The 21,259-nt window shown below is 69.4% G+C and carries 24 protein-coding genes and 1 pseudogene; 16 read left to right on the top strand and 9 right to left on the bottom strand.

The features are described 5' to 3' along the window. Nucleotides 1-21: 21 nt before the first annotated feature. Nucleotides 22-822, bottom strand: a complete 801-nt coding sequence (locus C8K38_RS17005; RefSeq protein WP_097212592.1) for an IclR family transcriptional regulator — start codon at nucleotides 820-822, stop codon at nucleotides 22-24. Between the two features lie 136 nt (nucleotides 823-958). Here C8K38_RS17005 and C8K38_RS17000 point away from each other — a divergent pair, with 136 nt between their 5' ends. Next, nucleotides 959-2,656 (top strand): alkaline phosphatase D family protein, encoded by a 1,698-nt coding sequence (locus C8K38_RS17000; RefSeq protein WP_097212591.1) that lies wholly within the window; start codon nucleotides 959-961, stop codon nucleotides 2,654-2,656. A gap of 112 nt (nucleotides 2,657-2,768) precedes the next feature. Here C8K38_RS17000 and C8K38_RS27750 read toward each other — a convergent pair whose 3' ends face one another. Further along, nucleotides 2,769-2,903, bottom strand: a complete 135-nt coding sequence (locus C8K38_RS27750; RefSeq protein ID WP_257017544.1) for a hypothetical protein — start codon at nucleotides 2,901-2,903, stop codon at nucleotides 2,769-2,771. A 130-nt stretch (nucleotides 2,904-3,033) separates the two neighbouring features. After that, a complete protein-coding gene (locus C8K38_RS16995) occupies nucleotides 3,034-3,432 on the bottom strand; it encodes a hypothetical protein (protein WP_179800612.1) in 399 nt (132 codons plus the stop codon). A gap of 177 nt (nucleotides 3,433-3,609) precedes the next feature. On the opposite strand from C8K38_RS16995, the gene C8K38_RS27230 reads away from it, so the two are divergent. Next, nucleotides 3,610-3,864, top strand: coding sequence for a hypothetical protein (locus C8K38_RS27230; RefSeq protein ID WP_179800606.1), 255 nt, complete (start codon nucleotides 3,610-3,612; stop codon nucleotides 3,862-3,864). 25 nt (nucleotides 3,865-3,889) lie between these two features. Here C8K38_RS27230 and C8K38_RS16990 read toward each other — a convergent pair whose 3' ends face one another. Then, nucleotides 3,890-4,762 (bottom strand): PE-PPE domain-containing protein, encoded by an 873-nt coding sequence (locus C8K38_RS16990; RefSeq protein ID WP_097212588.1) that lies wholly within the window; start codon nucleotides 4,760-4,762, stop codon nucleotides 3,890-3,892. A 93-nt stretch (nucleotides 4,763-4,855) separates the two neighbouring features. Between C8K38_RS16990 and C8K38_RS16985 the strand changes: the two genes are divergently transcribed. Continuing rightward, nucleotides 4,856-5,221, top strand: a complete 366-nt coding sequence (locus C8K38_RS16985) for a VOC family protein (protein WP_097212587.1) — start codon at nucleotides 4,856-4,858, stop codon at nucleotides 5,219-5,221. A 10-nt stretch (nucleotides 5,222-5,231) separates the two neighbouring features. On the opposite strand, the gene C8K38_RS16980 is transcribed toward C8K38_RS16985, so the two are convergent. Together C8K38_RS16980 and C8K38_RS16975 are read right to left on the bottom strand one after the other, a co-directional pair. Beyond that, entirely contained in the window at nucleotides 5,232-5,717 is a 486-nt protein-coding gene (locus C8K38_RS16980) for an SRPBCC domain-containing protein (protein WP_097212586.1), read from the bottom strand. Between the two features lie 2 nt (nucleotides 5,718-5,719). Continuing rightward, the gene (locus C8K38_RS16975) at nucleotides 5,720-6,046 is read right to left on the bottom strand and encodes an ArsR/SmtB family transcription factor (RefSeq protein WP_097212585.1); all 327 of its coding nucleotides are present in this window, start codon (nucleotides 6,044-6,046) and stop codon (nucleotides 5,720-5,722) included. A gap of 76 nt (nucleotides 6,047-6,122) precedes the next feature. Here C8K38_RS16975 and C8K38_RS16970 point away from each other — a divergent pair, with 76 nt between their 5' ends. From C8K38_RS16970 to C8K38_RS16955, 4 genes are all read left to right on the top strand, one after another. After that, nucleotides 6,123-6,335 (top strand): DUF4287 domain-containing protein, encoded by a 213-nt coding sequence (locus C8K38_RS16970; protein ID WP_097212584.1) that lies wholly within the window; start codon nucleotides 6,123-6,125, stop codon nucleotides 6,333-6,335. A 36-nt stretch (nucleotides 6,336-6,371) separates the two neighbouring features. After that, nucleotides 6,372-6,959 (top strand): methyltransferase family protein, encoded by a 588-nt coding sequence (locus C8K38_RS16965; RefSeq protein WP_257017543.1) that lies wholly within the window; start codon nucleotides 6,372-6,374, stop codon nucleotides 6,957-6,959. 75 nt (nucleotides 6,960-7,034) lie between these two features. After that, nucleotides 7,035-7,637, top strand: coding sequence for a ClpP family protease (locus tag C8K38_RS16960; protein ID WP_097212582.1), 603 nt, complete (start codon nucleotides 7,035-7,037; stop codon nucleotides 7,635-7,637). Nucleotides 7,638-7,639: 2 nt separating this feature from the next. Then, nucleotides 7,640-8,236 (top strand): ATP-dependent Clp protease proteolytic subunit, encoded by a 597-nt coding sequence (locus tag C8K38_RS16955; protein ID WP_097212581.1) that lies wholly within the window; start codon nucleotides 7,640-7,642, stop codon nucleotides 8,234-8,236. A 16-nt stretch (nucleotides 8,237-8,252) separates the two neighbouring features. Here the strand turns inward: C8K38_RS16955 and C8K38_RS16950 are convergent, their stop codons facing one another. After that, the gene (locus C8K38_RS16950) at nucleotides 8,253-8,627 is read right to left on the bottom strand and encodes a helix-turn-helix domain-containing protein (RefSeq protein ID WP_097212635.1); all 375 of its coding nucleotides are present in this window, start codon (nucleotides 8,625-8,627) and stop codon (nucleotides 8,253-8,255) included. Nucleotides 8,628-8,793: 166 nt separating this feature from the next. Here C8K38_RS16950 and C8K38_RS16945 point away from each other — a divergent pair, with 166 nt between their 5' ends. The 5 genes from C8K38_RS16945 (at nucleotide 8,794) to C8K38_RS16925 (ending at nucleotide 14,803) form a co-directional block, all read left to right on the top strand. Next, the gene (locus C8K38_RS16945) at nucleotides 8,794-9,270 is read left to right on the top strand and encodes an SRPBCC family protein (protein WP_097212580.1); all 477 of its coding nucleotides are present in this window, start codon (nucleotides 8,794-8,796) and stop codon (nucleotides 9,268-9,270) included. Nucleotides 9,271-9,338: 68 nt separating this feature from the next. Beyond that, complete coding sequence (locus C8K38_RS16940) at nucleotides 9,339-10,739, top strand: WS/DGAT domain-containing protein (RefSeq protein ID WP_097212579.1); 1,401 nt, start codon at nucleotides 9,339-9,341, stop codon at nucleotides 10,737-10,739. A gap of 308 nt (nucleotides 10,740-11,047) precedes the next feature. Next, nucleotides 11,048-12,976, top strand: a complete 1,929-nt coding sequence (gene htpG, locus C8K38_RS16935) for a molecular chaperone HtpG (RefSeq protein ID WP_097212634.1) — start codon at nucleotides 11,048-11,050, stop codon at nucleotides 12,974-12,976. A gap of 86 nt (nucleotides 12,977-13,062) precedes the next feature. Then, nucleotides 13,063-13,413: a hypothetical protein gene (locus C8K38_RS16930; RefSeq protein WP_097212578.1), complete on the top strand. Its 351-nt coding sequence runs from the start codon at nucleotides 13,063-13,065 to the stop codon at nucleotides 13,411-13,413. Nucleotides 13,414-13,447: 34 nt separating this feature from the next. Beyond that, nucleotides 13,448-14,803, top strand: coding sequence for an MFS transporter (locus C8K38_RS16925; RefSeq protein ID WP_097212577.1), 1,356 nt, complete (start codon nucleotides 13,448-13,450; stop codon nucleotides 14,801-14,803). 16 nt (nucleotides 14,804-14,819) lie between these two features. Here the strand turns inward: C8K38_RS16925 and C8K38_RS16920 are convergent, their stop codons facing one another. Both C8K38_RS16920 and C8K38_RS16915 read right to left on the bottom strand, forming a co-directional pair. Further along, nucleotides 14,820-15,440 carry a hypothetical protein gene (locus C8K38_RS16920; RefSeq protein WP_179800605.1) on the bottom strand — a complete coding sequence of 207 codons (621 nt, stop codon included), beginning with the start codon at nucleotides 15,438-15,440 and terminating at the stop codon, nucleotides 14,820-14,822. A gap of 166 nt (nucleotides 15,441-15,606) precedes the next feature. Beyond that, on the bottom strand, nucleotides 15,607-17,304 hold the full coding sequence (locus C8K38_RS16915) for a fumarate hydratase (RefSeq protein ID WP_097212632.1): 1,698 nt from the start codon (nucleotides 17,302-17,304) through the stop codon (nucleotides 15,607-15,609). Nucleotides 17,305-17,423: 119 nt separating this feature from the next. Here C8K38_RS16915 and C8K38_RS16910 point away from each other — a divergent pair, with 119 nt between their 5' ends. The 4 genes and pseudogenes from C8K38_RS16910 to C8K38_RS16900 all read left to right on the top strand — a co-directional run bounded on the left by C8K38_RS16910 (nucleotide 17,424) and on the right by C8K38_RS16900 (nucleotide 21,222). Then, nucleotides 17,424-18,140: a CPBP family intramembrane glutamic endopeptidase gene (locus C8K38_RS16910; RefSeq protein ID WP_097212576.1), complete on the top strand. Its 717-nt coding sequence runs from the start codon at nucleotides 17,424-17,426 to the stop codon at nucleotides 18,138-18,140. 65 nt (nucleotides 18,141-18,205) lie between these two features. Beyond that, nucleotides 18,206-19,609 (top strand): annotated as a pseudogene (locus C8K38_RS16905) (chloride channel protein); the annotation flags it as partial. Between the two features lie 15 nt (nucleotides 19,610-19,624). Beyond that, nucleotides 19,625-20,278 (top strand): CBS domain-containing protein, encoded by a 654-nt coding sequence (locus C8K38_RS27745; RefSeq protein WP_306455737.1) that lies wholly within the window; start codon nucleotides 19,625-19,627, stop codon nucleotides 20,276-20,278. Beyond that, on the top strand, nucleotides 20,275-21,222 hold the full coding sequence (locus C8K38_RS16900; RefSeq protein ID WP_097212574.1) for an antibiotic biosynthesis monooxygenase: 948 nt from the start codon (nucleotides 20,275-20,277) through the stop codon (nucleotides 21,220-21,222). Before C8K38_RS27745 ends, C8K38_RS16900 begins: the two co-directional genes overlap by 4 nt. The last annotated feature ends 37 nt before the right edge of the window (nucleotides 21,223-21,259 follow it).

Genomic DNA, 21,259 nt, shown 5'->3' with positions numbered 1-21,259 from the left:
CGAATCGTGGCTACCGCCAGCTCAGCGTGGGGAGGGGACGTGGCCCGAGATGTGCGAGGTCAGACGCTCAGCGCCGGTCATCAGGGTCTGGCCAACGGCATCCGGTTCGGGATAGGCCAACTGCTTGCGCCAGGTGGTGCTCAGGGCCGCGACGGCACGGCCGTTGTGATCGAAGACGGCGGTGCCCACCGACCGCAGGCCCGTCGTCACCAGGTCCACCTCCTCTGCCCACCCGCGCGAGCGTGCATCGGTGAGGGTGCGTCGCAGTTCGGTCAGCGTCCGCGGGCCGAGTCCGGTCCGTGTGATGAAGTCCCCGCGCCGGGAGTACAGCGCCTTGACCTGGGCGTCGGGCAGGGCCGCGAGGATGGCGCGCCCATTGGCGGTCAGGTGCGCGGGGAGCCGCACCCCGATGTCGGTGATCAGTGAGACCTCGGCCGCGGGTCCGGACGTGGGGCGTTCCTTGAGGAGATAGACCGTCTCGTTGCCGTGCAGGATCCCCAGGTGCACGGCCTGTCCGAGCTGCATGGCCAGCCGGTGCAGGATCGGCTGCGCGAGCCGCTCGAGTGGTTCGTGGCGCAGGTACGCCGAGCCGATCTCGAATGACGTCACCCCGAGCCCGTACGCCTGCTCGCCGGGCACGTACACCACGAATCCGCGCTCTACCAGCACCGACAGGATGTGGTAGACGGACGAACGGGGTAGATCCAGGTCGCGGGCGAGGGCGGCCGCTTGCACCGGACCCGGGCGCTCCGCGAGTCGTACCAGGATGTCGAGGGCACGTCCGACCGCAGGCGATGCGCTGGAACCCGCTGGCTTGACCACCCAGCCGATTCTGCCAGCGGCGTCGTCGGAACGTCACCGCGACGCGGGCCGATGAACGGCGGGGAAACGACAGCGGAACGGTTCGTGTACGTCTAGGGTCATCTGGAATTTGTCCCTACCGCACCTGAGGTGGCTTGTGTCTTTTCCGCCCACCAACGTTTCCCGCCGCGCCTTCCTGGCCGGCCTGTCCGTGCTCGGCGGCGCGACCCTGCTGCCCGCCGCGGCGAACGCCACCCCCGTCCTCCGCCAGGCCCCCGATGCCGGGGCCGGGCTGATACGCAACCCCGAGTTCGGCAACGGAGTCATGGCCGGGGTGCCGCGCACCGACGGCGCGACGTTGTGGACGCGCGTCGGCGCGGCGGGGGGTACCGGCAGCCTCGAGACCGGCAGCCTCGGCGGCGGCAGTGTCGGTGGCAGTGCCGGCGGAAGTGCCGGTAGTAGCGGCGCGGGCGGTGAATTGGCGTTGGTCGTCTCGAGGCGGGAGGACCTGTCGAGCCCGGTGCTCGCCGAACGGGTTCAGGTACGTGAAGACGCCGACGGCACAGTGCATTTCGATGTGAACGGACTGGCTCCGGGGGAGACCTACTACTACCAGTTCCGGGGTAACGGAGGCGAGTCGCCCGTCGGTCGGTTCCGGACGCTGCGGCCGGCCGATTCCAACGAGCCGGTCCGCATCGGCTGGTTCACCTGCCAGGGCTTCGAGGAGGGCTACTACGCGGCGCACCGGCATCTCGCCGAGGAGGACCTCGACTTCGTCGTGTGCCTCGGCGACTACGTGTACGAGTTCACCAAGCCGGGCGTCCGGGGCGTCACGACCAACCCGTTCCCGCAGACCATCGACGCCATGCGGGACAAGTACCGCCAGTACCGCACCGACGCGAACCTGCGGCAGATGCACAGTCAGCACGCGTTCATCCCGATCTGGGACGACCACGAGTTCCGCAACAACTACAGCAAGGACGGCTGGACGTTCCCGGTGATCTCGCCCATCGAGGGCGCGGTCGGGTTCCAGCAGAAGAAGCAGTGGGCGTGGCAGTCGTGGTTCGAGCACATGCCGGTTCCCCGTTTCGCCAACGACCCGACGCGCACGTACCGCTCGCTGCGGGTGGGCAAGACGGTGGAGCTGTTCGCGCCCGACACCCGGCAGTACCGGGACCGGCAGGCCTGCGGCGACTCCCTGGACCACATCGTGTGCGCCGAGGCCGACGCGGCGGGCCGGACCATGCTGGGCTCGACGCAGAAACAATGGCTGCTCGACGGCATGACCAGGTCGGACGCCCGCTGGAAGGTGGTGGCGAACGCGAACATGATGATGGGCATGGTGGTGGCGGACAACGGCACCCGGGCCTACATGGACACCTGGGACGGCTACGGCGCCGAGCGAGCGGAGATCCTGTCCACCGCGGCCCAGTCGGTGGACAACCTGGTCCTGGTCACCGGCGACGACCACGACGGCTGGGCGGGCGAGCTCTGGGACACCGGGTTCGCGCCGGGCACGCCGAGCGGCGCCCAGGCCAACGCGCCCGGGACCCGGCGCGCGGGTGTCGAATTCGTCGTCCCGTCCGTCACCTCCGCCAACACCGCGGACGGCGGCTACACCAGCAGCAGTGACAACACCGGCGGGGCGCGCGCCGAGGAGGTCAACCGGCGGGACAAGAACCCGCACGTCAAGCACGCCGACATGGTCAGCCACGGGTACGGCGTCCTCGAGGTCGACGCGAGCGAGGCGCGCTTCCAGTTCCGGACGGTGGACAAGCTGAACCCGAACTCGGGAGTGGAGACGACGAAAGCGCTGCGCACCCCGGCCGGGCAGTCGGTGATCGAGACCCTGTGACCCGCCTCGACAGGTGACAAATGCGCAAAGGCCCCGCCGTGAGGCGGGGCCATTGCGCATTTGGAGGCGGGTTGTCAGCGCAGACGGCCCGACCCGCTTCCTCTCACGTCCGTCAGATGATGGCGCCTTCGAAGAGCACGCTGTACAGCCCGCCGATCACGAACGCAGCGACGTAGAGCGGTCCCCTGATCGGATCGCCTGCATTCGCACCCGCCTGAAGCCAATTCATGATTTCGATTGAACCCATGTCCCCCACGCTCCTCGTATAACGCTGACAATGTCCGGCGACGGTGTCGCCGCGGGCCGACCTTACCGGTAGCGGCCCCGTGGTGAGGCCGAATTCCGGTGTCAGGCAGCCTCTCCCAAGAGTCCCGACGTCACGGCACGTGGAACGTGGCGAAACCGGGAGTGACGATCCCGGCCACCGGGTTGACGACGACGACGACCTGACCGATCCCGGTGTTCACCGTCGCCGCGGCCGGGATCCCGTTCAGACCGTCCGACAACTGGGTGGTGCCGGTCGCGCCGGACGACAGGTTCATCCACTGCACCTGCGAGGAGAGCGGGCAGCCCCAGCCTCCCGGATTCCCGCCGGTGATCACCACGGATCCGGGCTGGGCGCCGACCACCGCCGCGCATCGAGCCGCGGGAGCGTCGAAGCTCCCGTTCGGATTCCCGTATGGGGACGGATTCACCTGAAACGGAACGGTCACCGGAGCCGCCGCCGCAACCCCCGCGGTCGACAACCCCAACGCGGCGACAGAGATGGCACACATACCGAGCTTGCGAGCGAGCTTCACAACAGATCTCCTGCAACGCTAGAGGGCCCGACCCTGACACGACCCACCGTATCGCGCGCGTACTGGACGGTCCGCATGTTGACGGGGCCGGAGTGTCCGGAGACACTGCCGTAAGGCCGGAGTGGGCCGCCAGCACGAGGGAGGTCCCGATCGATGCCGATGCAACAAGCGCAGGCTCGGATGTTCCTGGTCATGCTCCGTCGGGAGGTCGAAGACCTTGCGGCAGGTATCGAAACCGCCGAGGCCGACGCGGTCCTCGCCCGGCGCTCCGGCAACCTCGACCGTCAGGCCGAACTGCTCGTCAGAGCAGGGGCGCTGGATCGGCGCATGTACGAGATGCACCGCATGATCGCCAGGCTGCTGAAGCGGTTCCCCGACGTCGACGACCTCGCGCCCGAGCCCGCCTGACCCAGATCCACAGCGAGATGAGTGCTCACGCGACACGGGTCGGCGCGCGACGCGTGTACCGAGCCCCGAACGTCGCCTGCACCTGGATCCACTGCGCAAGCACCTGGCACCCGGTGAGCCCGCCCGCGTCGAGCGGTTCGGTGGCATAGGCGACGTGCCGACCGCCCCGCGGATTGCTCATTCGCACGCGGCCCCAGGTCATGCGTGCGGGCAGGTAGCCGAGCACCTCGAGTGCGGCGGTGCGCAGGCGCCGCAGGTCCGTGCGCCACTGCCTGACGCTCAGGCGGGTCTTGGTCGCGTTCTGGAAGCTGTTGTTCCGGAGCAACTCCCATAGCTTGCCCAGCCACGTGCTGGGTTCCCGGAGCGACATCCAGCGCGTGAGGTCCGCGATGTCGCGAACGAAGCTGTCGTCGCTGGCATTGCAGATCATGTCTTCGGGGTGTCCGACCCAGAGGACGGGGATCGAGTCCGGTGTCGCGGGCCCCGGCCCGGCGACGCCGTGCCCGCGGCAGCCCGGCACAGCGCCGTCCGGCTGCTCGGGGTCGGAGATCAGCCCGACCGCGGCGATACCGCCCGCGGTCAGGTCTCCGGCGGCGATGTGCCCCAGCACCTCGCGGATCACCGTGCAGCCCTGCGAGTAGCCGATCAGCATCACCGGGCCGTCGGTCTCCGCAACCGCCTCGATCACCCTGCGCACGCCGACGGCGGTGCTCTGCCGGTAGCTGAGCCCGCCGACGGCGACGGGGCCGTACGAGGCGGGGTAGCCGACCCAGCGTGCGACGAAGCGGCCGTCGAGCGTGTCGGTGACCTCGCGCAGCAGCCCGGACACCTCTGTGCGGCGGTCGTCGGGGTGCGACTCCCCGGTGCCACCGACGGCGAGCACGGTTATCTGCGACATGAGTCCACGATGCCCGCTCCGGGTAAGGATCCATTCATGGGCGCCTGAGAAGATCCTGGCAATCGGGGTCCGGCGCGGCTTAGGGTCGAGGTCATGACCCGTCCTGCCATCGGTATGGAGTACACCGTCCTGGACTGTCCCGATCCGGGCGCGTTGGCCGCCTTCTACGGCGCGGTGCTCGGATGGGGGGGCACGCGGTCGGACGACCACTGGGTGGTCCTGCAGGGTCCGGGCGCGCTCCGGCTGGCGTTCCAGCTCGCGCCCGACTTCGTCCCGGCCGACTGGCCGGCGGAGGGAGTGCGGGTGCACCTCGACCTGCGGATCGACGACATGGATGCGTCCACGAGGTGGGTGCTCGGCCTCGGCGCGGAGCTCGTCGAGGGACCGGCGGACCACCCGGACTTCGCGGTGTTCCGGGATCCGGCCGGGCACTACTTCTGCCTGTGCCTGAACGACTGAGCGGGGGCGTTCAGCCGGCCTTCGCGAGCAGCGCATCGAGCGCCGCGTAGCTGTCGTTCATGCCGCCCTCCATGCCGGACTGCAGCATGCCGTCGCGCTCGGCGGCGGTGAAGAACTGGCTGTCGATGACGACCTTGGTGCGGCCGTCGCCCAGGTCGACGAACTCGACGGAATCGATGCACGGGTGCGCGGGCATGCCGTCCCACTCGAAGGAGTAGACCAACCGCTCCTTCGGGGTGATCTCCCGGAAGCGTCCCTCGAAGCCGTCGGTTCCGCCCTCGTGGTGCTCGACCAACCGCCAGTGGCCGCCGCGCTCGAAGTCCCAGCGCTCGACGTCGAGCGGGTTCCCGCGGCCCCACCACTGGGCGAGTTGCTCGGGTTCGGTGTACGCGGCCCAGACCCGGTCGCGGGTGGCGTTGAAGACGCGTTCGACATGGATGTCGCGGTCGCCGGGGGTGGACACGGTCGCGGCGGCGGGGGTGTGTTGCGTGGTCATCGTTACTCCTCCATGCGGTTGAGGAACTGTCCGAGACGGTCCAGGCGGCCCTCGATCTCGAGTTGGTGACCCCGGATCCAGGCGAGCTCGCGGTCGAACGGGTTCGTGCCGAGTCGGCAGTGGCGCACGCGGCCGCGCTTCTCGGTCACGACCATGCCGGCTTCCTCGAGGAGGCGCAGGTGCTTCGTGATGCCGGTGAGGGTCATCTCGAAGCGCTCCGCGAGCTCGCTGACCGTGGCGTCCGTCCGGCCGAGGTGTTCGAGGATCCCGCGTCGGGTGGGATCCGAGAGCGCCGCGAACGAGGCGTCGAGCCGTGAATACTGAACCATCTAGTTCAGTATTGCCCGCAGGTCTGGCGGTGTCAATGGTGGGAATGGCGAGACCCTTGGCGGTAGCGTCCCATTCATGACTGAGGCAGTGAAGGGTCCGGCGTCCTACTTTCCGTCGATCGAGAAGAAGTACGGCCGGCCGATCGCGGAGTGGCAGACCATGATCCGGTCCTCGGATCTGACCAAGCACAAGGAGCTCGTCGACTGGCTCAAGGCCGAGCACGAGATGGGCCACGGGCACGCCAACGCCCTGGTCAAGTACACCCTCGACGAGGACGCGGCCGGCTAGATCGGCCGCGGACGCGAAGGACGAGGAGGCGGCGCCGTGCTCCCGCTGTTCGCGTCCGACCCCGCCGCAGGAGCGATCCTCGCGGCGGCGTTCACGGCATTTGTGTTCTCGGAGTTCTGGATCGGGCGTACCCGGCCCGGTAGCGCCGAGCGGGACCAGGACGCGCGCAGCGGGCTCGCGGTCGGGCTGGGGCTGCTGTCCGCCTACGCCGGTGGGCTGGTGATCAGCCTGCTCGTCACGTCGACGGTGATCACCACCGGCGCGGCCTGGTATTTCGTTGCGGGCCTGGCGATCGCGGCCGCGGGTCAGGGCATGCGCCTGCGTGCGGTGTACGAACTCGGAGCCGCCTTCACGTTCAGGGTCCAGGTCGCGCCCGGTCAGACGGTGGTGGACACCGGCCTGTACCGGTGGATCCGGCACCCCTCGTACACCGGCGCGCTGATCTGCGCCCTTGGGTTCACCATCGCGTACACCAACTGGCTCGCACCCCTCGCGGTGCTGGGGCTCGTGCTCGGCTACGTGGTGCGGATCCCGCACGAGGAGCGGACGCTGGCCGAGGGGCTCGGCGACCCGTACCGGCAGTACATGCGCCGGACCAAGAGGCTGATCCCGTTCGTGTTCTAGGCGCCCCCACCGGATCCGTCTGCCCTCGGCAGACAAATCGATTCGCCACCGCGCTAAGCGGATACAACGGAATACATGACCACGACACCAGCCCTGACCTACCGAGACCAACTCACCGATCGACTGTTCCGGCAGCGCACCGTGATGCTGACCGGTGAGGTGAACGACGAGATGGCCGAGCGGGCCTGCGCCGAGATGGTGCTGCTCGCCACGGCCGACGCCGAGCGTGACGTCGTCGTCTACATCAACTCACCCGGCGGCTCCGTGCTGGCCGGGCTCGCCATCTACGACACCATGAAGCTCATCCCCAACGACGTGGTGACCGTCGCGCTGGGGTTCGCTGCGAGCATGGGCCAGGTGTTGCTCGCCTCCGGCACCCACGGGAAACGGATAAGCCTGGCGCACAGCCGGATCATGATGCACCAGCCGTCTGCAGGCATCGGCGGCACGGCGATGGACATCGCCATCCAGGCCGACAACTGGGAGTACATGAAGCGGCAGTCGGAGGAGATCCTCGCGGCCGAGACCGGCCGCACGGTCGAGGAGATCGCCGCCGACAGCGACCGGGACCGCTGGTTCACCCCCGAGCAGGCCCGCGAGTACGGGATGGTCGATCACGTGGTCGGATCGTTCGCGCAGATCGCGCCGTTCGCGACCGCAGGACGGATGGGGCTGTAGTCATGGCGCAGTACGCGATTCCCAGCGTCATCGAGCGGACCCCGGCGGGCGAACGATCCTTCGACGTGTTCAGCCGACTGCTCAACGAACGGATCATCTTCCTGGGTACCGAGATCGATGACGGTGTGGCGAATGTGGTGATGGCGCAGCTGCTGCACCTCGAGGCCGATGCGCCGGATCGGGAGATCGGCCTGTACATAAACTCGCCGGGCGGGTCGACCACCGCGATGCTCGCCATCTACGACACCATGCAGTTCCTGCGCCCCACGGTGGCCACCTATTGCATGGGCCAGGCCGCGTCCGCCTCGGCGGTGCTGCTCGCCGCGGGCGCGCCGGGGCGCAGGCATGTGCTCGCGCATTCACGGGTGTTGCTGCATCAACCGTCCGCGCAGGGCCAGGGCACCATCTCCGATCTCGCCCTGCAGGCCGCGGAGGTGCTGCGGGTCCGGTCGCAGACCGAGGAGATCCTCAGCGCGCACACCGGTCAGGACGTGGCACGACTGCGCAGGGACACCGACCGGGACCGGATCTTCACCGCCCAGGAGGCACTCGACTACGGCCTCGCGGACCAGATCATCGTCTCCAGGGACGCGGCGTAGCGGACGGCGTTGCAGATCAGGCGGCCATCAGCTCCACCCGCGGCGGACCGGTCACCGTGTGCTGACCGGTGCGTCGCGGGGCCGACAGTCGCCGCACACCCCTGGCCAGCAGGTTCTCCAGCGGCATGCCGAGCGCGTCGCACACCGAGCGCAGCATCTCCGACGACGGCTCCTTGCGTCCGCGCTCCATCTCGGAGAGGTACTGCTTGGACATGCCCACCGTGCGCGCGACGTCGTCGAGGGTGCGGTCCTGGTCGCGGCGCTCGTCCCGCAGGATCTCGCCGTAGACCTTGCGCAGCAGGGGAGCGGGTCGGTCGGCGCGGTCCGGGCGTCGGCCCTCGCGTCGCCTGGTGGCGATGTCGACGACGACCGGCCGGTCCGCAGCTGTCATGACCGCAAGCCTGCCACCGGGCCGCGGCGAAAGGCGCGGTTGTTCGCTGAGGGCTGACCCGGCGACGCGTTCGGCGCTGCGCATGGTGTCGGTGGCGACCGTCCGTTCCTGGATGGACAATTCGGTGGGAGCCCGGCCGTCGGGCGCAACGGAAACGGAGACCGCAATGGCGCCCGAGAGTACGGACAGCTTCCTCGTGGAACGCTCCATCGACGTCGCCGCGAGCCCGGCCACCCTGCACGGCCTGATCGAGGACTTCCGCCGCTGGCCCGAGTGGTCGCCCTGGGAGGTGCTCGACCCCACCATGACCCGCACCTACGGCGGCGCCGACCGCGGGGTCGGCGCCACCTACACCTGGTCGGGCAACCGCAAGGCCGGTTCGGGGTCGATGGTCATCACCGAGTCGGTCCCCGGGCAGAAGGTGGTGCTGGACCTGACGTTCCTCAAGCCGTTCAAGGCCGAGAACGTCACCACCTTCCTGCTGGAGCCCAGCGGTGACGGCACAACGGTCCGCTGGCGGATGACCGGCAAGAAGACCTGGTTCTTCAAGGTCTTCGGGTTCATCTTCAGCATGGACAAGATGGTGGGCAAGGACTTCGAGAAGGGCCTGGCCAAGCTGAAGGCCCTCGCCGAGGCCGGATAGCTCCCGGGCCGGCCACGGCGGGCGCATCGGCGGCGGTCGGTCGGTGATACCTTCCGTCGGTGCCGCGGATGAGTCCCCCTGATGCGCAGACGTACTGGATCTCTACCAAGATCCACAGCGACCAGTTCCTGCTCTACTGCTTCGAGGACCCGGCCGACTCGACGGCCGCGATGCGCGGCTCGCTCCTCGCGCGCGCCGCGCTCGTCCCGGACCTGCGGCTCAAGGTTCGCGAGGTCCCGTTCCACGCCGACTACCCGCACTGGGTCCCGATGGACGTCGGACCCGACCACGTGGTGGCCCATGAGCCGCTCGAGAGCTGGCCGGACTGCCTGCTGGCCGTGGGGGGGCTGCTGACCGAACGCCTGGACTCGCGCGAATCGCCATGGCGGCTGCACCTTTTCGCGGTCGCGCACGGGGCGCCGCGGTGCGGCGACGCACCCGCGGTGGTTGCGGTGCTGCAGGTCGCGCACGCCCTGGCCGACGGGCGAGGCGCCTCGACGCTGGCCCGAGCCCTGTTCGGTGGGCAGGACGCTGCGGTGCGGCGGGCGCCGAGCCCCGCGCCGTGGCGACCGGCCTTGGCGCTCACGCTGGCCGCCGCCCGACTCCCGGCGCAGCTGGCCGCCCTCCTGGCCGCCGCGGTGCCCGCCCACCGGACCCATCGCGACCTCGAGCGCGACACCGCCACGGGGGTGTTGCCGCCGCAGCCGCCGAGCCTCCCCAAGGGTCCGACCAACGCCCGGCCGGACGAGCGCCGGTCGGTGCGGATGGTGGTTCGCGACGCCGCGGACCTGCGCGGGCCCGGCGTCACCGTCACGGTCGGGGCGATGACCGCGATCTCGCTGGCGCTGACCCGGTACCTGCGGGCGCAGGGGAGCGCGGTGCCTGCAGACCTCGCCGCGGAGGTGACGGTCGCCAAACCCGGGCAGGCGCGGTCGCGAAACCACTTCCGCAACGTCGCGGTCGATCTGCATCCCGGCGTCGCCGATCTGCGGGACCGTGCCGCGGCGATCGCCGCGTCGCTGGCAACCCGCCGGACCCGCGGCGAGCACCCGGCCGCGGCGGCCGCGGACCGCGCGCTGCGCTCGGTTCCTGGGCCGCTGGTGCGGTGGGGCGTCGAGCAGTTCGATTTCGGCGCGATCCCCGACACCGTCACCGGCAACACCGTGGTCTCCAGCGTCGACCGGGGTCCGGCCGATCTGTCCCTCGGCGGCGGACCGGTGCGTTTCACTGCCGGCTTCCCGGCGTTGTCCCAGTTCATGGGCCTGACACATGGAGTACACGGCATCGGTGAGACCGTCACGATCGGCGTCAGCACCAGTCCGTCCGTACTGGCCGACCTCGACGCCTACGAGACCATGCTGCACGAGGCGATAGACGAGGTCAGCGCCGCATTCGGGCCAATCGGGTGGCGAGCCGCGCCGTCCCCGGATACCCTGCATTCGGTGTCGGAAGCTCCGGCAGAGCAGTGACGACTCGACGAGTCATCGAAGGAGTACCCAGATGTCGACCTACATTTATGATGCGCTGGTTCCCTACGTCGGACCGGCCGAGGCCGCGAACCTGGCCACCCTGCTGGCCGTCGGACCGTAAGGGCCACACCCAACCTCTCGTGAGGCCCGGTGGAGCGTGCGCTCCACCGGGCCTCACGCATGTCCGGGACAGTCCGGACTTATCCCGAGGCCCGGACGGGCCGCCTCGGTGTCGGCGTAATATTCCGACGACGAATCTGGTGTCTGAGGCCCCGATGTCGAGGCCTCGGCTGTCGAAGGGAATCGGATTGAACGCGCACATCGAGCAGCTCGAGTTCCAGGCGGAAACCCGTCAGCTGCTGGATCTGATGGTCCACTCGGTCTACTCGAACAAGGACTCCTTCCTCCGCGAGCTGGTCTCCAACGCCTCGGATGCGCTGGACAAGCTTCGCCTCGAGGCGTTCCGCGACAAGGACCTCGACGTGGACACCTCGGATCTGCACATCGAGATAGAGGTGGACAAGCAGGCGCGCACGCTGACCGTCCGCGACAACGGCATCGGCATGTCCCGCGAGGAGGTCGTGGACCTGATCGGCACGCTGGCCCGCTCCGGCACCGCGGATCTGCGTCGCAAGCTGCGTGAGGCCAAAGACGCGGCGGCGAGTGAGGAGCTGATCGGGCAGTTCGGCATCGGCTTCTACTCGACCTTCATGGTGGCCGACAAGGTCACCTTGCTGACCCGCCGCGCGGGCGAGAGCCAGGCGACTCGCTGGGAGTCGAGCGGCGAGGGCACGTACACGATCGAGACGGTCGACGACGCGCCGCAGGGCAGCTCCGTGACCCTGCACCTCAAGCCCGAGGACGCCGAGGATCACCTGCACGACTACACGTCCGAGTACAAGATCAAGGAACTGGTCAAGCGCTACTCCGACTTCATCGCGTGGCCGATCCGGATGGATGTCGCGCGCAGCGTGCCCGGCGAGGACGGCGCGGAGGCGACGGTGACCGTCGAGTCCGAGACGATCAACTCGATGAAGGCGCTGTGGGCGCGTTCGAAGGACGAGGTCTCCGACGAGGAGTACCAGGAGTTCTACCGGCACATCGCGCACGCATGGGACGAGCCGCTCGAGACCATCGCGATGAAGGCGGAGGGCACCTTCGAGTACCAGGCGCTGCTGTTCATCCCCACCCACGCGCCGTTCGACCTCTTCCAGCGCGACGCCAAGACCGGTGTGCAGCTCTACGTCAAGCGCGTGTTCATCATGGACGACTGCGACCAGCTGATCCCCGAGTACCTGCGCTTCGTCAAGGGCGTGGTGGACGCACAGGACCTCTCGCTCAACGTCTCACGCGAGATCTTGCAGCAGGACCGCCAGATCCGGGCCATCCGGCGCAGGCTCACCAAGAAGGTGCTGTCCACCATCAAGGACATCCAGACCGAACGGCCCGAGGACTACCGCACCCTGTGGACCCAGTTCGGTCGCGTGCTCAAGGAGGGCCTGCTGTCCGACACGGACAATCGTGATGCGCTGCTGGGCATCTCGTCGTTCGCGTCCACCCACAGCGAGGACGAGCCGACCACCCTGGACGACTACCTGGCGCGCATGAAGGACGGGCAGGAGCAGATCTACTACGCGACGGGCGAGACGCGGCAGCTGCTCGAGAGCTCGCCGCACATGGAGGCGTTCCGCGCCCGCGGCCTCGAGGTGCTGTTGCTGACCGATCCCGTGGACGAGATGTGGGTCGGCGCTGTGCCCGAATACGAGGGCAAGGTCTTCCAGTCCATCGCCAAGGGCGAGGTCGACCTCGACACCGAGGAAGACAAGAAGGCCAACGAGTCCGAGCGCGAGGAAAAGGAGAAGGACTTCGAGGGCCTGCTCACCTGGATGGCAGAGGCACTCAACGAGCAGGTCAAGCAGGTGCGGCTGTCCACCCGGTTGACCACCTCCCCGGCCTGCATCGTCGGTGACGCGTTCAGCATGTCGCCGACCCTGGAGAAGATGTACCGCGCCTCGGGGCAGGTGCTCCCGCCCACCAAGCGGATCCTCGAGCTCAACCCGGAGCATCCGCTCGTGGCGGCGCTGCGGACGGCCCAGGCCGACCGCGCCGACGATCCGGCGCTGGCGGAGACCGCCGAATTGCTCTACGGGATGGCGCTGCTAGCCGAGGGCGGCGAGCTCGACGACCCCGCGCGGTTCACCGGCATGCTCGCCGACCGACTGGCCCGAACGGTCTAGACCCGCGGGCGCCGACGCGCCGCGCCGATCTCGTGGGATAGCGAATCGGCGCGGCGCTCCTGCGTTCCTGCGGATACAGTGCGGGTATGTCTGTCGTATACAACGTCTTCGTCGCCATCCACCTGCTCGGTATGGCCGCCATCGTCGGTGGCTACTTCGCCGTGCTGGCGGAGCCGCGGGTATCCGAGGTCATGGTGTGGGGCGCCCGGGTCCAGTTCCTGACCGGACTGATCATCGTCGGGATCGGCGAGGGTGCGCTGGACAAGGAGTACATCACCGCCAAGATCGCGACCAAGCTGGTGCTCTCGCTCGTGATCGTCGCGCTCGCCGAGATCGGTCGCGCCAAGCAGAAGCGGGGCGAGGCGAACCCGAACCTGGCGCACGCGGCCGGGGTGCTCGCGATCATCACCGCTCTGATCGCCGCGCTCTGGACGTAGCCGGGGCAAGCGCGGCCCCAGGTAGGCCATCTCGGTGAGACCCGAAACCAGAACCCGCACAGAGCGACTCGACGAGCTCCCGTTCACCCGTCGGCACGGCAGGTTGCTGGTCGGTTCCGGTGTCGGCTGGGCGCTCGACGCGATGGACGTCGGCCTCATCTCGTTTGTGATGGCCGCGTTGGCCGTGCATTGGGACCTGAGCAAGACACAGCTGTCCTGGGTCGGTTCGATCGGCTTCGTCGGGATGGCCATCGGGGCCAGCGTCGGTGGGCTGCTCGCGGACCGGATCGGCCGCAGGCAGGTCTTCGCGGCGACCCTGCTCGTCTACGGGCTCGCCACCGGTGCCACCGCGCTCGCGGGCTCGCTGGCGGTGCTCATCGCGCTCCGCTTCGTGGTCGGGCTCGGGCTGGGCGCCGAGCTGCCGGTCGCGTCGACCCTGGTCAGCGAGTACGCGCCGCGAAAGCAGCGGGGCCGCATGGTGGTTGCGCTCGAGGCGTTCTGGGCGGTGGGCTGGATCCTGGCCGCCCTGATCGGCTACTTCCTGATCCCGCTCTCCGACGACGGCTGGCGCTGGGCGCTTGCGGTCGGCATCGTGCCGACCGCCTACGCGGTGGTGGTTCGGTTGGGCCTGCCCGAATCGGTGCGCTTCCTCGAGGGCCGCGGCAGGTATGCCGAGGCCGAGGCGGCCGTGCGGTCCTTCGAAGAGTCGCCGCCGATCCGCCGGGCGCAGGGGACCGCGCCCGACACCGCGACCGAGCCCCGGCCGGGGCGACCGGATCCGCCCGCCGACGACACCGTCGTCGAGTCGATCTGGTCGCCGCGGCTGCGCAGGCGGACGGGCGCACTGTGGGCGATCTGGTTCTGCATCAACCTGTCCTACTACGGCGCCTTCATCTGGCTGCCGAGCCTGCTGCTCGCGCAGGGCTTCGACCTGGTGAAGTCCTTTCAGTACACGCTGGTCATCACGCTCGCCCAGCTGCCCGGGTATGCGATGGCGGCCTGGCTGATCGAGGCGTGGGGTCGCCGCGGGACCCTGGCGACCTTCCTCCTCGGATCCGCGATCGCGGCGGGCTTGTTCGGGTTGGCGGACTCACCGACGCAGATCGTCGCGGCGGGTATGGCGTTGTCGTTCTTCAATCTCGGCGCGTGGGGCGCGCTGTACGCGATCGGTCCGGAGCTCTACCCCACGACGGTGCGCGGAGCCGGCACCGGCGCGGCGGCTGCGTTCGGACGGATCGCGTCCATCATCGCGCCGCTGATCGTGCCGTGGCTGCTGACCGGCGGCGGCAACGGACTGGTGTTCGGGGTGTTCGCGGTGTCCTTCGGGTTCGCCGCGGCCGCGACCCTCGCGCTGCCCGAACTCAAGGGTCAGGCGCTGGCCGAGCGCTGACGAACCCGGCCTCCTCTCAGGCCATCTCCGGCACGTGCAGGTGGGCGATCGCCAGTTCGAATTCGCACACCTCGAGGATCTCGCCGCCCATCTCGCGGACCGCTGCTGCTCGGATCTCCTGGGCCAGCTCGCGATTGTTGTCCATGGCCTCGTGGCTGTCGAAGGTCACCGAAGACACCGCACGTCCCGCCGCGTGGTCGACGAGCAGGCTGGCGCTGCAGAACCCCTCGAGGTCCTCCATCGCTGGCATGGACACCATCTTGTAGACGTCGATGGCGTGGTCCATCCGGCCCGGCTCGAGCTTGAGCCACACCGCCCGCACACACGCGCCGTGGCTCGAATGGTGGTCGCGGTGCAGGATCGCGATGTCCCAGCGTTCGACCGTGGTGGTGCCGTTGAAGGCCTTTGCGGCCTCGTCGCGAAGCTGCAGGACGGGCCCCTCGCTCCTGCGCAGCGACTCCTCGTCCATCCAGGAGCTGGTGGCGATGCAGCGTCCGCTGTCGTGGTCGACCAGCAGGGACAGTCCCGCGCAGCCCTCGAGTTCGGCGAGTGCAGGCATCACCGTGTCGCGAATATGTTTGATTCCCGCGTCGATGAACGACGGGTGGGCCTGGATAGTGGTTGAGCGTGCAAACACGATCCACCTCCTTGTTCTCGAGGCAGCACCCGGCGGGCGCCACCGGTCAACCCCCCCTCCATGCCTCACCCTCCTCCCACCGGGTGCGCATGGCAATGGGGGATCGCAACGACAAAGGCCCGGGGGAGCGTGTGCTCCGCCGGGCCTCGGGTCGTGTCGTCTCAGCTCACAGGCCGGGACGCTTGCCCACCGTCAGGGTGACCTCACCGGTGTGTGCGAAGAAGTCGTTGCCCTTGTCGTCGACCACGATGAAGGCAGGGAAGTCCTCGACGTCGATCTTCCAGACCGCCTCCATGCCGAGCTCCTCGTACTCGATGACCTCGACCTTCTTGATGCAGTCGAGCGCCAGCCGCGCCGCGGGGCCGCCGATGGAACCGAGGTAGAAGCCGCCGTGCGCGTCGCAGGCGTCGGTGACCTGCTTGGACCGGTTGCCCTTGGCCAGCATCACCATCGAGCCGCCCGCCGCCTGGAACTGCTCGACGTACGAGTCCATCCGGCCGGCCGTGGTGGGGCCGAACGAGCCGGACGCGAGACCCTCGGGGGTCTTGGCCGGACCGGCGTAGTACACAGGGTGGTCCTTGAGGTACTGCGGCATCTCCTCGCCCGCGTCGAGACGTTCCTTGATCTTCGCGTGCGCGATGTCGCGCGCGACGACCAGTGGACCGGTCAGCGACAGCCGGGTCTTGACCGGGTGCTTGGACAGCTCCGCGAGGATCTCGGGCATCGGCTTGGTGAGGTCGATCTTGACCGCGGCGCCCTTGCCGGTGCCCGAGATGCCGTCGGTCTCGGCGTCGAGCTGGGTGTCGGTGACCTCGGGCAGGAACCGGCCCGGGTTGAACTCGAGCTGCTCGAGGAAGATGCCCTCGGGGGTGATCTTCGCCTTCGCCTGGCGGTCCGCCGAGCAGGAGACGGCGATCGCGACGGGCAGCGACGCACCGTGGCGGGGGAGCCGGACGACGCGGACGTCGTGGCAGAAGTACTTGCCGCCGAACTGCGCGCCGATGCCGATCTTCTGGGTGAGCTCGAAGACCTTCTTCTCGAGCTCGTGGTCACGGAAACCGCGGCCGGTGATCGCGCCCTCGGAGGGCAGCTCGTCGAGGTAGTGCGCGGACGCGTACTTGGCCGTCTTGAGGGCGAACTCGGCGGACGTGCCGCCGACGACGATCGCGAGGTGGTACGGCGGGCAGGCCGCGGTACCGATCGAGCGGATCTTGGCCTCGAGGAACTGCATCATCGAGTCCGGGTTCAGGATCGCCTTCGTCTCCTGGAACAGGTAGGACTTGTTGGCGCTGCCGCCGCCCTTGGCCATGAACAGGAACTTGTACGAGTTCTCGTGCCCCTTGGCCGTGTCCGCGTACAGCTCGACCTGCGCGGGCAGGTTGCTGCCGGTGTTCTTCTCGTCCCACATGGTCACCGGGGCCATCTGCGAGTACCGCAGGTTCAGCTTGGTGAAGGCGTCGTACACGCCCCGCGAGATGGCCTGCTCGTCGTCCCCGGGCGTGAGGACCTGCTGGCCGCGCTTGCCCATGACGATGGCGGTGCCGGTGTCCTGGCACATCGGCAGCACGCCCGCCGCGGCGATGTTCGCGTTCTTGAGCAGGTCGAGCGCAACGAACTTGTCGTTGTTCGAGGCCTCCGGGTCGTCGAGGATGCTCGCGAGCTGCGTCAGGTGATCGGTGCGCAGGTAGTGCGAGATGTCGTGCAATGCGGTCTCGGTGAGCAGCCGCAGCGCCTCGGGCTCGACGTTCAGGAAGGTGCGCCCGTCCGGTCCCAGGGCGGTGGACACCCCCTCGGTGGTCAGCAGCCGGTACTCGGTGTTGTCGTCACCGATCGGCAGCAGGTCCTCATAGAGGAAGTCGGCCATCATCTCTCCTGTACACGGGGCGTGGAAGCACGTTCAGGCTAGCGGCGCTGCTCCCGCGCCCCGATCCGGGGGCGGGAACGAGCCCGTCGCCCGCGCGGGCGGTCCGTACACTTGACGAGATGCACACCCACCCCAGGCTCCACGCTTACCTCGACGTCGCCGTCGTGGTGCTGGTCCTGGTGGGAACCAATCTGATCGCGCACTTCACCAACGCCTGGGCGAGCATCGCCACCGTGCCGATCGCCGCGATCGTGCTGGTCGCCATGACTCGCCGCCGGGGTCTGGGCTGGTCTGAGCTGGGACTGTCGCGGCGGCACTGGCGCACGGGGTCGCTCTACGCGCTCGCCGCGGTCGGGGTGGTCGTCGCGGTCGTCGCGATCGGGGCACTGCTCCCGATCACCCGGCCGTTCTTCATAGCCGATCGCTACGCCACCATCTCGGGCGCCCTGATCGCGTCGATGATCGTCATCCCGTTGCAGACCGTGATCCCGGAGGAACTGGCGTTCCGGGGGGTGCTGCACGGCACCCTGGATCGCGCCTGGGGTGCGCGCGGGGTGTTCGCCGCGGGGTCGCTGCTGTTCGGCCTGTGGCACATCGCGTCCTCGCTCGGGCTGACGAGCGGGAACCGTGGGCTCACCGGGATCCTCGGCGGTGGGGTGTGGGGGCAGGTGCTCGGGATCGCGGGCGCGGTGCTCGCCACCGCCGCGGCGGGATTCGTCTTCACCTGGCTGCGCAGCCGCAGCGGCAGCCTCATCGCACCGATCGCGCTGCACTGGTCGTTGAACGGGGCAGGCGCGCTCGCCGCCGCCGTGGTGTGGCAGATGTCCGTGGCCTGACCTCGGGCCGACACCCAGGTCAAACAGCCGTCGGCGCGCGTCGACGCTGACTACGCTTGCCGAGTATGACGGCCGGCGATCGCCGGCTTCTCGCGGCGACAGGGCTGCGCTCGGCCGGGACCACCGCGGGTCGCTGGGTGAAGCACGCGAGTTACCTGAAGAAATGGCTGGTGCTCGGCACCGCCATCGGCATCATCGCGGGGCTCGGTGCCGTGGTCTTTTCTCTCGTGCTCTCCGAGGCCACCCACCTGCTGCTCGGAATGCTCGGCGGCTACACGCCGCCGGAGGCCGCGGGGGACGGCGGCGGCACGGGCAGCGGCGACTCGCCCCGCCCGTGGGCCATCCCGATCGTCGTCTGCCTGGGTGGGCTGGCCTCCGGGGTCATCGTGTTCACCTTCGCCCCCGAGGCGCAGGGACACGGGACCGACGCGGCCATCGAGGCGATCCACCGGAACCCGCGGATGATCCGCATGAGAGCGGTGCTGGTGAAGCTCGTCGCCTCGGCGATCATGATCGGCTCGGGCGGGTCCGGTGGCCGCGAGGGCCCGACCGCCCAGATCTCCGCCGGGTTCGGCTCCCTGCTCGCGCGCACCCTCGACCTGTCGCCGAAGGACGGCCGGGTCGCGGTCGCGGTCGGCATCGGATCCGGCATCGGCGCGATCTTCGGGGCCCCGCTCGGCGGCGCCCTGCTCGCCGGGTCGATCGCCTACCGGGACGACTTCGAGTTCGACGCGGTGATCCCGGGGCTGGTCACCTCGATCGTCGGCTACACCGTCTACGGGTCCCTGCTGGGCTTCGCGCCGCTGTTCGGCTACGCGGCGTCCGACTACCGGTTCGACGATCCCCTGCAGCTGGTGTGGTTCGCGGCCATCGGCGTGCTCGGGGGGCTCGTCGGCCTGCTCTACAGCAGGACGTTCTACGGCACCGTCGCGATATCGGACCGGGTGCGCTGCAGCCGGATCCTCAAGCCGGCGATCGGCGGACTCCTGGTCGGCCTGACGGCCCTTGCGTTGCCCGAGGTGCTCGGCAGCGGATACGGCTGGGTGCAGCAGTCGCTGGACCGGACGGGTCTGCTGGCGATCCCGCTATGGGTGGTGCTGGTGCTGCCGTTCGCGAAGATCCTGGCCACCTCGCTCTCGATCGGCACCGGAGGATCGGGGGGCATCTTCGGGCCCGGCATGGTGATCGGCGCCTTCATCGGCGCGGCGGTGTGGCGGCTCCTCGAACCGATCGCGCCCGCGGTCCCGGATTCGCCCGCGCCGTTCGTCATCGTCGGGATGATGGCCTGCTTCGGCAGCATCGCCCGCGCGCCGATCGCGGTGATGCTGATGGTCGCCGAGATGACCGGCAGCCTCACCATTCTCACGCCCGCGATGGTCGCGGTCGGGCTGGCCTACCTCATCGTGCGTCACTCCGGTGAGACGATCTACCGGGCCCAGCTGGGCACCCGCGAGGACGCCCGCGCGGCGCGGTTGACGGCGGGGATGCCGCTGCTGGGCCGGGTCGGCGTCGGTGAGGCGATGTCGCCCCCGCGGCTGGTCCTCGACGGCGGCACCGACGTCGCCGACGCGCTGGCGCGATTGAGGGAGGCGGGAGTGCCGGGGGCGCCCGTCGTCGACGGCGAGGGGCGTTTCATCGGCGCGGTCTCGCCGTCGGGACTCGCGGCCGCGGCGCCGGATGCGATCCTCGCGCGGCGCGCCGATGCGGGGGCGCCGACGGTCGACGTCACCGCGAACCTCGACGAGGCGCTGGAGGCGATGCCGGACGAGGCCCGGTGGCTGACCGTGCTCGACGGGCAGAGGCGGGTGTGCGGCATCGTCGGGGTGCCGGACGTCGTCCACGGCTATCGGATGGAGGTCCTGGCCGAGCAGCGGCGGGTGGAGCGGGTCGGGACGCATGTCGAGGTGCTGGACGTGCGCGCGGCCGAAGACTCGCCCGTCCTGGGAAAACGGCTGGCGGACAGGGCCCTTCCCGCGGGGTCGCTGGTGGTCTCGGTGCGGCGCGGCGACGCGGTGGTCCCCGGCACCGCCGCGACCCGACTGCGCGCAGGCGATCTCGTCACCGTCCTGGTTCCGCCCGAACAGAGCGCGTCGGTCCGCCGACTGGTCGAGGGCGACTCCGCGGGAGGCGACCGATGAGCGCCGCGACCGCCGTCACGGTGTTCCACCGGACGCCCGACGCCGGCGGTTTCGCCGGGTGGGCCGACGGCATGGGCGTCGCCGCGCGGGACGCGGACGGCTTCGTCGATGCCAGGGTGGCCGCGTACGAGGCGCCCGAACTGGACTGGGCGGTGTCGGTGACATTCGATTCCGAGGAGCACCTGCACCGCTGGCTGGACTCGGCCGGCCGGGCGGGGCTGATCGCGGCGGGGGAGAGCTTGGGATTCCGGCGCGCGAGCTCGGATCTGATCCTGCTCGAGGGTTGTCTGCCGCCAGGAACCGCGGTGTTCGAACACCCGGTGTCGCCGGGGCGCGAAGGGGCCTTCGAGGCGACGCAGGTGCGACTGTCCGCGTTGATCGCCACCTTCTCGGGGTTCGAGGGCACCACGGTGCTGCGGCCGGTGGGTGCGGGCACCTGGATGTCGGTGCTCCGGTTCCGCACCGACCGCCAGCTGGCGGCCTGGATGCGCTCGAAGGAGCGCACGGAGGCGCTCCCGGAGCTCCGATCGCAGTTGTCGGAGGACTTCTCGGTGGTCGCGCGGAGCACGCCGTTCGGGTCGATCCTGCGGGTGCAGGACGGCACGACGCGGATCACGCCGCAGTGGCGCACGGCGATGCTGATCCTGCTCGTGCTGTACCCGACCGTGATGACGCTCTCGCGATTCCTTGGGCCGGTGCTGAACGAGTGGGGCCTGCCGCCCTGGCTGTCGATGTGGCTCAGCCAGATCGTCAGCGTCGGGTTGATGACCTGGCTGCTGATGCCCGCGGTCACTCGGTGGTTCCGGCGCTGGCTCGATCCCGTGGACGGCGCGGGGCCGCGCGTGGGGCTGATCGGCGCGGTCGCGGTCGCGGTGGTCTACACGGCGACGCTGACCACGTTCGCAACGGTGCACTGGCTGCAGTTCTGGGACTACATGGACTGAGCGTCCGACGAACGGGCGGTTTCCCGGACTTCCGTCG

The sequence above is a fragment of the Rhodococcus sp. OK611 genome (assembly GCF_003050885.1).
GTDB classification, from domain to species: Bacteria; Actinomycetota; Actinomycetes; order Mycobacteriales; family Mycobacteriaceae; genus Rhodococcus_G; species Rhodococcus_G oryzae.
This window is presented reverse-complemented; position numbering and strand designations above follow the sequence as displayed.

What these genes read in the sequence shown, in the direction of transcription:
- C8K38_RS16985 (WP_097212587.1), top strand. Translation starts at nt 4,856, where the DNA reads ATGACCCGTCCTGCCATCGGTATGGAGTACACCGTCCTGGACTGTCCC.
- C8K38_RS27745 (WP_306455737.1), top strand. Translation starts at nt 19,625, where the DNA reads ATGCCGCTGCTGGGCCGGGTCGGCGTCGGTGAGGCGATGTCGCCCCCG.
- C8K38_RS16960 (WP_097212582.1), top strand. Translation starts at nt 7,035, where the DNA reads ATGACCACGACACCAGCCCTGACCTACCGAGACCAACTCACCGATCGA.
- C8K38_RS16915 (WP_097212632.1), bottom strand. Translation starts at nt 17,304, where the DNA reads ATGGCCGACTTCCTCTATGAGGACCTGCTGCCGATCGGTGACGACAAC.
- C8K38_RS16910 (WP_097212576.1), top strand. Translation starts at nt 17,424, where the DNA reads ATGCACACCCACCCCAGGCTCCACGCTTACCTCGACGTCGCCGTCGTG.
- C8K38_RS16940 (WP_097212579.1), top strand. Translation starts at nt 9,339, where the DNA reads ATGAGTCCCCCTGATGCGCAGACGTACTGGATCTCTACCAAGATCCAC.
- C8K38_RS27750 (WP_257017544.1), bottom strand. Translation starts at nt 2,903, where the DNA reads ATGGGTTCAATCGAAATCATGAATTGGCTTCAGGCGGGTGCGAATGCA.
- C8K38_RS27230 (WP_179800606.1), top strand. Translation starts at nt 3,610, where the DNA reads ATGCCGATGCAACAAGCGCAGGCTCGGATGTTCCTGGTCATGCTCCGT.
- C8K38_RS16950 (WP_097212635.1), bottom strand. Translation starts at nt 8,627, where the DNA reads ATGACAGCTGCGGACCGGCCGGTCGTCGTCGACATCGCCACCAGGCGA.
- C8K38_RS16955 (WP_097212581.1), top strand. Translation starts at nt 7,640, where the DNA reads ATGGCGCAGTACGCGATTCCCAGCGTCATCGAGCGGACCCCGGCGGGC.
- C8K38_RS16930 (WP_097212578.1), top strand. Translation starts at nt 13,063, where the DNA reads ATGTCTGTCGTATACAACGTCTTCGTCGCCATCCACCTGCTCGGTATG.
- C8K38_RS16990 (WP_097212588.1), bottom strand. Translation starts at nt 4,762, where the DNA reads ATGTCGCAGATAACCGTGCTCGCCGTCGGTGGCACCGGGGAGTCGCAC.
- C8K38_RS16900 (WP_097212574.1), top strand. Translation starts at nt 20,275, where the DNA reads ATGAGCGCCGCGACCGCCGTCACGGTGTTCCACCGGACGCCCGACGCC.
- C8K38_RS16970 (WP_097212584.1), top strand. Translation starts at nt 6,123, where the DNA reads ATGACTGAGGCAGTGAAGGGTCCGGCGTCCTACTTTCCGTCGATCGAG.
- C8K38_RS16995 (WP_179800612.1), bottom strand. Translation starts at nt 3,432, where the DNA reads ATGTGTGCCATCTCTGTCGCCGCGTTGGGGTTGTCGACCGCGGGGGTT.
- C8K38_RS16945 (WP_097212580.1), top strand. Translation starts at nt 8,794, where the DNA reads ATGGCGCCCGAGAGTACGGACAGCTTCCTCGTGGAACGCTCCATCGAC.
- C8K38_RS16975 (WP_097212585.1), bottom strand. Translation starts at nt 6,046, where the DNA reads ATGGTTCAGTATTCACGGCTCGACGCCTCGTTCGCGGCGCTCTCGGAT.
- C8K38_RS16980 (WP_097212586.1), bottom strand. Translation starts at nt 5,717, where the DNA reads ATGACCACGCAACACACCCCCGCCGCCGCGACCGTGTCCACCCCCGGC.